Origin of the sequence: Rhodopseudomonas sp. BR0C11, from assembly GCF_010820945.1 — a bacterium.
Classification (GTDB): domain Bacteria; phylum Pseudomonadota; class Alphaproteobacteria; order Rhizobiales; family Xanthobacteraceae; genus Rhodopseudomonas; species Rhodopseudomonas palustris_H.
In genome coordinates, this window is record NZ_QTKI01000172.1 from 1 (window position 1) to 9,361 (window position 9,361).

Genomic DNA, 9,361 nt, shown 5'->3' on the forward strand with positions numbered 1-9,361 from the left:
ACGCAGGGGCCGCTGATCACTGCCGAAGCGATCGCCAAGGTCGAGCGTCATGTGTCGGACGCGGTCGCCAAGGGGGCCAAGGTCGTGCTCGGCGGCAAGCGGCACAAGCTTGGGCGCACCTTCTTCGAACCGACAGTGCTCGCCGGCGTCACCACCGCGATGCTGATCACGCGCGAAGAGACCTTCGGTCCGGTGGCGCCGGTGTATCGCTTCACCGACGAAGCGGACGTGATCGCGCAGGCCAACGACTCGCCGTTCGGCCTGGCGTCCTACTTCTACGCGCGCGACCTCGGACGCGTGTTCCGCGTCGCCGAGGCGCTGGAGTCCGGGATGGTCGGCGTCAACTCGGCGCTGCTCGGCGCCGATGTGGTGCCGTTCGGCGGCGTCAAACAGTCCGGCCTCGGCCGCGAGGGCTCGCGCCACGGCATCGAGGAATACGTCGAGACCAAATACATCCTGCTCGGCGGTCTCGATCGCTGATGCTGCCGTCTGCATAACGACAACTATCAGATCCAGGGGAGACCGAGACGTGGCGACTGAGACATTGACCAAATCGGATGCGATCGCAGAAAGCCTGCGGGCCGCGGTCGATCGCAATTTCAACGACCAGGTCGCGTTTCTCCAGCGCATGGTGCAGTTCCGCAGCGTGCGCGGCGAAGAGGCGCCGCAGCAGGCCTGGTTGGCGCAGCAGTTCGCCGATCGTGGCTACAAGGTCGACACCTTCAGTCTCGCCGACGTCGATATCGCCAGCCATCCCAAGGCGGCGCCGATGGACACGATCGATCCGGCCGGCTCGATGCAGGTCGTCGCCACCGCGGACAGCGACGGCAAGGGCCGCAGCCTGATCCTGCAGGGCCATATCGACGTGGTGCCCGAAGGCCCGGTCGATCTGTGGAGCGATCCGCCCTATGCAGCGACCGTCCGCGACGGCTGGATGATCGGCCGCGGTGCGCAGGACATGAAGGGCGGCGTGTCGGCGATGATCTTCGCGCTCGATGCGATCCGCAGCGCCGGCTACGCCCCCGATGCGCGCGTCCATGTGCAGACCGTGACCGAAGAGGAGAGCACCGGCAACGGCGCGCTCTCGACCCTGATGCGCGGTTATCGCGCCGACGCCTGCCTGATCCCCGAACCGACCGGCCACACCCTGACGCGCGCCCAGGTCGGCGCGGTCTGGTTCCGGCTGCGCGTGCGCGGCACGCCGGTTCACGTCGCTTATTCCGAGACCGGCACCAGCGCGATCCTGTCGGCGATGCATTTGATCCGCGCGTTCGAAGAATACACCAAGGAGCTGAACGCCCAGGCGGTGCGCGATCCGTGGTTCGGCCAGGTCAAGAACCCGATCAAGTTCAACGTCGGCATCATCAAGGGCGGCGATTGGGCGAGCTCGACCGCTGCTTGGTGCGAACTCGACTGCCGGCTCGGCCTGCTCACCGGCGATACGCCGCAGGAGGCGATGCGCGGCATCGAGAAGTGTCTGGCCGATGCGCAGGCAACCGACAGCTTCCTGTCCGAGAACCCGGCCGAACTGATCTGGAGCGGCTTCCAGGCGGATCCGGCAGTGTGCGAGCCGGGCGGGGAGGCGGAAGACGTTCTCATCGCTGCGCACAAGGCCGCGTTCAACGCGCCGCTCGACGCCCGGCTGTCGACCGCGGTCAACGATACCCGCTACTACTCGGTCGACTACGGCATTCCGGCGCTGTGCTACGGACCGTACGGCCAGGGGCCGCACGCGTTCGATGAGCGCATCGATCTGGAAAGCCTGCGCAAGACGACGCTGAGCATTGCGCTGTTCGTTGCCGAGTGGTGCGGACTGAGGAAGCTGTGATGACAGTCGCGGCTCCGGCGGCGTCCGCCGTGCAATCGATGACGGGAGCGGACCGGCTCTGCGATGCGCTGCTGGCGCACGAGGTCGATGTCTGCTTCGCCAATCCCGGCACGTCGGAGATGCATTTCGTGGCGGCGCTCGACCGGCAGCCGCGGATGAAGTGCATCCTCGGGCTGTTCGAGGGCGTCGTCACCGGCGCCGCCGATGGCTACGCCCGGATGACCGACCGGCCGGCCGTGACGCTGCTGCATCTCGGCCCCGGCCTCGCCAACGGCCTCGCCAACATGCACAACGCGCGGCGCGCGCATTCGCCGATGATCAACATCGTCGGCGATCACGCGGTCGAGCATCTGCCGCTCGATGCACCGCTGACCAGCGATATCGACTCGTTGGCGCGGCCGATGTCGCGATGGGTCAAGCGGATCGCCGATCCGGTGCGGATCGATCAGGACGTCGCGGACGCGTGGTCGCAGAGCATGGCGCCCGGCATCTCGACACTGATCTTGCCCGCCGACATGGCGTGGAATGAGCACAGCTATCGTTCGCCGCCGGTGCGCGGCAAACGTCTGCCGCAGATGCCGCTGGTGCAGGAGACGGTCGTGCGCATCGGCGCCGCGATCCGCACCAAACGCAAGGTGGTGCTGATGCTGTCCGGCGGCGCGCTGCGCGAGCGGCCGCTCCGGATCGCCGACAACATTCGCTGCAGCGCCGGGGTGGAGATCTACGCGCAGGGCGCCAATGGCCGGATCGAACGCGGCCGCGGCCGAGCGCCGATCGCCAAGCTGCCGATGACCCATGAGATCGGTCTCGAGATGCTGCGCGGCGCCGACATGGTGGTGCTGATCGGCGCCAAGGAGCCGGTGTCGTTCTTCGCCTATCCGAACCGGCCGGGCCGGCTGTCGCCGCCGAATTGCGAGATCGTGCAGCTCGCCGGGCCCGATCAAGACCTGGTGCAGGCGCTGGAATGGCTCGCCGACGAAGTCAATGCGCCGAACGAGCCGGTTGCGATTGCGCCGTTCGCCGTTCCGGCGCCGACGGCGGGGGCCAACGCGGCTCTCACCGTCGACATGGTCAACCGCATCGTCGCTGCGCGGCTGCCGGATCAGGCGATCGTCTGCGACGAGGCGCTGACCTCATCGGGCTTCTTCGACTATTCGTATGACGCGGCACCGCACGATTATCTGCAGATCACCGGCGGCGCGATCGGGATCGGCATTCCGATGGCTGCCGGCGCCGCGGTGGCATGTCCGGATCGCAAGGTGATCAACCTGCAGGCCGACGGTAGCGGCATGTACACGATGCAGGGACTCTGGACCCATGCCCGCGAAAACCTCGACGTCGTCACCATCGTGTTCTCGAACCGCTCCTACGCCACGCTGTGGGGCGAAATGAGCAAGGTTGGCGCGCAGACACCGGGCCGCAACGCGCAGCGGATGCTGCAGCTCGACCAGCCCGAACTCGATTGGACGAAGATGTCGCAGGGCCTCGGCGTCGAGGCCTGCCGCGCAACCACGCTGTCGGAATTCTCGCGCGCGCTCGATACGGCGCTGGCGCGCCGTGGTCCGTACCTCATCGAGGCGATGGTCTGATGCACTGACCCCTTCGCCTCAATCATCAACATCCTGAACGACCGACCAGTCCAACATCTCGTAACGCGGGGGCTAGCATGAACAGACGTGAATTCGCCAAACTGGGCCTGATGGCCGGCGCACTCGGCATCGGCGGCATCCCGCTCGGCATCACGCGGGCCGTGGGACAAACCCGCGGCGGCACGCTCAACACCATCATTCAGCCGGAACCGCCGATCCTGGTCACCGCGCTCAACCAGCAGCAGCCGACGCTGACGCTGGGCGGCAAGATCTACGAGAGCCTGCTGCGCTACGATTTCGACCTCAAACCGCTGCCGGGCCTGGCGCAGTCCTGGGAAGTATCGCCAGACAAGCTGACCTACACGTTCAAGCTGTTCCCGAACATCACCTTCCACGACGGCACGCCGCTGACGTCGGAAGACGTGGTGTTCTCGGTGATGAAGATCCTGATCGAGAACCACGCGCGCGCCCGCAACACCTTCTCGCGCATCGACAAGGCCGAGGCGCCGGACCCGCTCACGGTGGTCTTCACTCTGAAGAAGCCGTTCGCGCCGTTCCTCACTGCGTTCGATTGCACCACGGCGCCGATCGTGCCGAAGCACATCTATGACGGCACCGATTATCGCAAGAACCCGGCCAACGCGAAGGCGATCGGCTCCGGCCCGTTCAAGCTGAAGGAATGGGTGCGCGGTTCGCACGTCCATCTGGTCCGGCACGAGGGCTATTATCGTCCAGGAGAGCCGTTCCTCGACGAGATCATCTATCGGGTGATCCCGGATTCCGCGTCGCGCTCGGTGGCGCTCGAGCAGGGGACGGTTCAGCTCACGCAGTGGACCGACGTCGAGCTGTTCGAGGTGCCGCGGCTCTCGAAGCTGCCCAACCTGACGATGACCACCAAAGGCTACGAGTTCTTCGCGCCGCATACCTGGCTGGAGATCAACAACCGCATCGCGCCGATGAACGACAAGCGGTTCCGGCAGGCGGTGATGTATGCGATCGACCGCAAGGCGCTGCTGAACCGGATCTATTTCGGCCTCGGCAAGGTCGCAACCGGCCCGGTGTCGTCGAAGACCAAGTTCTACGAAAAGAACGTCAAGTCGTACGACTTCTCGCCCGAGAAGGCGAAGGCGTTGCTTGACGAAATGGGGCTGAAGCCTGGCCCCGACGGCAAGCGCGTGACGATTCCCTTCATGGTGTCGCCCTATGGCGAAACCCATCAGCGGACCGCCGAATTCCTGCGGCAGTCGCTCGCTCGCGTTGGCATCGATCTGCAGTTGCAGGGCATCGATGTCGGCGGCTGGGCCGAGAAGTTCAGCAACTGGGACTTCTCGATGACCACGACGACGGTCTATCAGTTCGGCGATCCGGCGCTCGGCGTGTCGCGGAGCTACGTCTCGTCGAATATCCGCAAGGGCATCCTGTTCTCCAACACCTGCGGCTATTCCAATCCGGAAGTCGACCGGCTGTTCGAGGAGGCTGCGACCGCGACGTCCGACGACACGCGCCAGGAGCTGTACAGCCAGGTCCAGAAGATCATGGTCGAGGAGGTGCCGGTCGCCTGGTTGCTCGAGATCGAGTATCCGAACTTCATGGACAAGCGGCTGAAGAACGTGGTGACGTCGGCGATCGGCGTGCACGACACCTTCGGGACGGTTTCGTTCGGATGATGGCGCTGGCGCAGTCGATCGGCAGCAGCCGAGGTGTGGCGATCGCTTTGGCGGTCGTCCGCTGGGCCGTCCGCTTCGTCGCGGTGGTCCTGGTGATCGCCACCTTCAACTTCATGCTGGTGCATGCGGCACCCGGTGACCCCGCACAGGTGATGGCCGGGCAAAGCGGGGCGGCCGACGAGCAGATGCTGACCAAGCTGCGTGCCGAATACGGCCTCGATCAGCCGTATCCGGTGCAGCTCGCGATCTACCTGAAGCGGATCGTCACGCTGGACCTCGGCTATTCTTATCGGCAGCAGCGCACCGTGCTGTCGCTGATCGCTGAGCGCCTGCCGGCGACGCTGCTGCTCACCTGCAGCGCGTTCCTGCTGTCGCTCGCGGTCGGCGTTTCGCTCGGCACACTGGCCGGCGTCCGCGCCGGCAAATGGTCGGACACGGCGCTGACCGTGGTGTCGCTGTTCCTGTATGCGATGCCGGTGTTCTGGCTCGGCCTGATGCTGGTGCTGCTGTTCTCGGTGCACCTCGATTGGCTGCCGGCGTTCGGCTACGTCACCATCGGCGTGCAGATGACGCCGTTCGAACGGATCCGGGACATTGCCGCGCACCTCGTGCTGCCGGTGGTCTCGCTCGGCGCCGTGCATCTGGCGATCTATGCGCGGTTGATGCGCTCCGCGGTGATCGACGTCGCGCACCAGGATTTCATCAAGACGGCGCGCGCCAAGGGGCTGAAGCGCGGCCAGATCATCATTCGCCACATGCTGCGCAATGCCGTGCTGCCGGTCGTCACCGTCGCCGGCATGCAGGCCGGTACGCTGGTTGGCGGCGCGGTGGTGATCGAGACTGTGTTCGCCTGGCCAGGTCTGGGCCGGCTCACCTTCGATGCGGTGCTGCAGCGGGACTATCCGCTGATGCTCGGCATCTTCCTGGTGATGTCGGTGATCGTGATCTCGCTGAATCTGATCACTGACGCGATCTACCGGATCGTCGATCCGCGCGTCTCCTTGCGTGCAGCGGCCTAAGCGGAGGTTGGGATGGAGAGGCTGAAGACATTCCTGCGTCACCCGACCGGAGTGATCGGGCTGATCATTCTGATCGCCGTGGTGATCCTGGCGATCTGTGCGCCGATGCTGTTTCCGGACGACCCTTGGGAGATGGTTGCGGCGCCGTTCCAGCCGCCGGCCAGCGAGGGACTGCCGCTTGGCTCGGACATGCTCGGACGCAACGTCGCGGCGGGCATTGCTTACGGCGCGCGGGTGTCGCTGACGATCGGCGTTGCCTCGACGCTCGCAGCGCTGTGCATCGGCGTCACGATCGGCGCGATCGCCGGCTATTTCGGCGGCCGGGTCGATGATTTCATGATGCGGCTGACCGAGCTGTTCCAGACCATCCCCGGCTTCATTCTCGCCATCCTGCTGGTGGCGACGATCGGACCGACGCTGACCAACGTCATCATCTCGATCGGCGCGGTCAGCTGGCCTCCGCTGGCGCGGCTGACGCGGGCCGAATTCATGCGGCTGCGCGGCCGCGAGTTCGTGCAGGCGGCCGTCTGTCAGGGACAGGCACCGTTGATTGTGGCGCTGCGTCACATCCTGCCCAACGCGATCTCGCCGATCATCGTCACCGGCTCGCTGACGATCGCCACCGCGATCCTGATCGAGAGCGCGCTGAGCTTCATGGGGCTCGGCGATCCCAACCTGATGTCGTGGGGCCTGATGATCGGCGCCTCGCGCACGGTGATCCGTCAGGCGTGGTGGATGAGCGTGTTTCCCGGCATCGCCATCCTGCTCACCGTGCTGGCGATCAATCTGGTCGGCGAAGGCCTCAACGACATGCTCAACCCGCGCATCGCGCGAAAGGTGCGCAACGCATGAGCGACGATATCTTGCTGTCCGTCGAGCATCTGTCGGTCGAGCTGCCGCATGGCGGCGATCGCAGCCACGCCGTGTCGGACGTATCGCTGAGCGTCCGCCGCAACGAGATCGTCTGTCTGGTCGGGGAATCCGGATCGGGCAAGTCGATCACCGCGCATGCGGTGTTGCAGTTGCTGCCGCCGAGCCTGGAGATTGGCGGCGGCGCCGTCCGGTTCTGCGGCGATGATCTCGCCCATGCGGACGAGGACACGATGCGCCGTCTGCGCGGCGGCGCGGTCTCGATGATTTTTCAGGAGCCGCTGAGCGCGCTCAATCCGCTGGCGCGGGTCGGTCATCAGATTGCCGAGGCGATCCTGGTTCATGCCGCGCCGCGGCCGAGTCGCGCCGAGCTCGATGCGCGGGTGCTGGAGCTGATCTCCGCGGTCGGCCTGCCGGACCCCGCGACTCTGGTGCGTAGCTATCCGTTCCAGCTCTCCGGTGGCCAGCGCCAGCGGGTGATGATCGCGATGGCGATGGCCAACAATCCGGCGCTGCTGCTCGCCGACGAACCGACCACCGCGCTGGACGTCACCACGCAGAAGCAGATCCTCGCGCTGATCCGGCGGCTGCAGGCCGAGCGCGGCATGGGCGTGTTGTTCATCACCCATGATTTCGGTGTGGTCGCCGATATCGCGGACCGCGTCGTGGTAATGCGCAACGGCCGCGTGGTCGAGCAGGGCACCGTCGACGAGGTGCTGCGGCGGCCGAAGGACGACTACACCAAGGCGCTGATCGCCGCGGTGCCGGGTTCGCGTCCGGCCGCTGCCGGCGATCGCGGCATCGAAGGCGAGCCGCTGCTCGACGCACATGGACTGAACAAGACCTTCGTGACCGGGCAGGGGATGTTCCGGCCGGATCGAACGGTGGTGGCGGTGCGCGATGTCGCGCTCAGTCTGCGGCCGCGCGAGACCGTCGCCGTCGTTGGCGAGTCCGGCTCCGGCAAATCGACGCTCGGCCGTATCATCATGCGCCTGATCGAGCCGGATACCGGGGCGATCGAATTCGCAGGTGCGGATTTCCTGCAGCTTCGCGGCGAACAGCTTCGCGCGATGCGCCGCAAGGTGCAGATCGTGTTTCAAGATCCGTTTGCGGCGCTCGATCCCCGCCAGAAGGTCGGCGATGCGATTGCGCGTGGTCCGATGGCCTATGGCGTGCCACCCGCTGAGGCGATGGCCGACGCCAAGCGTCTGTTGGCGCGGGTCGGCCTCGAGGCCAGCGCGGCCGGGCGCTACCCGCACGAGTTCTCCGGCGGTCAGCGCCAGCGCATCTGCATCGCGCGCGCCCTGGCGCTGAAGCCGATGGTGCTCGTCGCTGACGAAGCGGTGTCGGCGCTCGACGTGTCTGTGCAGGCGCAAATCCTCGACTTGCTGGCGGAGCTGCGCGAGGAAATGAACCTTGCGATGCTGTTCATCACCCACGATCTGCGGGTCGCGGCGGAGATTGCCGACCGCATCGTGGTGATGCGCCGCGGCGAAATCGTCGAGCAAGGTGATACCAAATCGGTGTTCACCTCGCCGCAGCACCCCTACACTCGGGCGCTGCTGGACGCCATTCCAGGCCGCAGCCTGTTCGCGGGCCCCGAGGCGGCGGCGACGCTGGACGCGATGACGGCATAATCGCGCGTTTGTGTCTGCGGGCAGCGGAGCTTGCTGGCAGACAAAACCGCGATCACGAATCCAACAGGGAACCAAGCATGCGCGATTTTCACAAGACCGGCCGCTCGCTCGCGGTCGCGCAGAACGGCATGGCGGCGACGTCGCATCCGCGCGCGACCCTGGCGGCGATCGACATTCTGCGCCGCGGCGGCAATGCGATCGATGCTGCCGTCGCCGCTGTCGCGATCCAGGGTGTGGTCGAGCCGCAGATGACCGGCATCGGTGGTGATTGCTTCGCGCTGGTGTCGCTGGGCGGCGGCCGGCCGATCGCGCTGAACGGCTCCGGCCGCACTCCGGCCGGTACCGATGCGGAGAAGTATGCAGGCGGCGAGGCCCGGGACATTCCGCCGACGTCGCCCGAGGCTGTTACCATTCCGGGCTCGATCGACGCGTGGTGTACGTTGATCGAACGCCACGGCAGCCTGCCGCTGGCAGACGTGCTGGCGCCGGCGATCGAAGCCGCGGAGCAGGGCTTCTGCGTCACGCCGCGCGTTGCTTCCGACTGGCGCCGGTTTCGCGCGCGCATTGAAATCGATCCGAACGCGGCGGCGCAGTTTCTGCCCGGCGGTCGCGTGCCAGACATCGGCGATGTGCGTGCCCAGCCGCGGCTCGGCGCGACGCTGCGCAAGATCGCGCGCGAGGGGCGGGCCGGGTTCTACGAGGGCGAAGTTGCCGACGAGATGGTCGCGGTGCTGAGGAAGCTCGGCGGCGC

General features: G+C 66.3%; 8 protein-coding genes. All 8 read left to right on the forward strand.

All coding sequences use genetic code 11. From position 1 onward, the window contains the following. Nucleotides 1-480: aldehyde dehydrogenase family protein (locus tag DYI24_RS14460; RefSeq protein WP_164572784.1), on the forward strand; the 480-nt coding region annotated here is incomplete at its 5' end. Between the two features lie 49 nt (nt 481-529). Beyond that, nucleotides 530-1,828 carry an ArgE/DapE family deacylase gene (locus tag DYI24_RS14465; protein ID WP_164572785.1) on the forward strand — a complete coding sequence of 433 codons (1,299 nt, stop codon included), beginning with the start codon at nt 530-532 and terminating at the stop codon, nt 1,826-1,828. Then, complete coding sequence (locus DYI24_RS14470; protein ID WP_164572786.1) at nt 1,828-3,417, forward strand: acetolactate synthase large subunit; 1,590 nt, start codon at nt 1,828-1,830, stop codon at nt 3,415-3,417. The genes DYI24_RS14465 and DYI24_RS14470 overlap by 1 nt, the downstream gene beginning before the upstream one ends. Nucleotides 3,418-3,494: 77 nt before the next feature. Further along, nucleotides 3,495-5,084, forward strand: a complete 1,590-nt coding sequence (locus DYI24_RS14475) for an ABC transporter substrate-binding protein (protein ID WP_164572787.1) — start codon at nt 3,495-3,497, stop codon at nt 5,082-5,084. Next, a complete protein-coding gene (locus DYI24_RS14480; RefSeq protein WP_107344249.1) occupies nt 5,081-6,103 on the forward strand; it encodes an ABC transporter permease in 1,023 nt (340 codons plus the stop codon). Before DYI24_RS14475 ends, DYI24_RS14480 begins: the two co-directional genes overlap by 4 nt. Nucleotides 6,104-6,115: 12 nt before the next feature. Next, nucleotides 6,116-6,955 (forward strand): ABC transporter permease, encoded by an 840-nt coding sequence (locus DYI24_RS14485; protein ID WP_107344251.1) that lies wholly within the window; start codon nt 6,116-6,118, stop codon nt 6,953-6,955. Beyond that, on the forward strand, nt 6,952-8,610 hold the full coding sequence (locus tag DYI24_RS14490; protein ID WP_164572788.1) for an ABC transporter ATP-binding protein: 1,659 nt from the start codon (nt 6,952-6,954) through the stop codon (nt 8,608-8,610). The genes DYI24_RS14485 and DYI24_RS14490 overlap by 4 nt, the downstream gene beginning before the upstream one ends. A gap of 77 nt (nt 8,611-8,687) precedes the next feature. After that, on the forward strand, nt 8,688-9,361 hold a 674-nt coding region (locus DYI24_RS14495; RefSeq protein ID WP_205523523.1), incomplete at its 3' end, for a gamma-glutamyltransferase.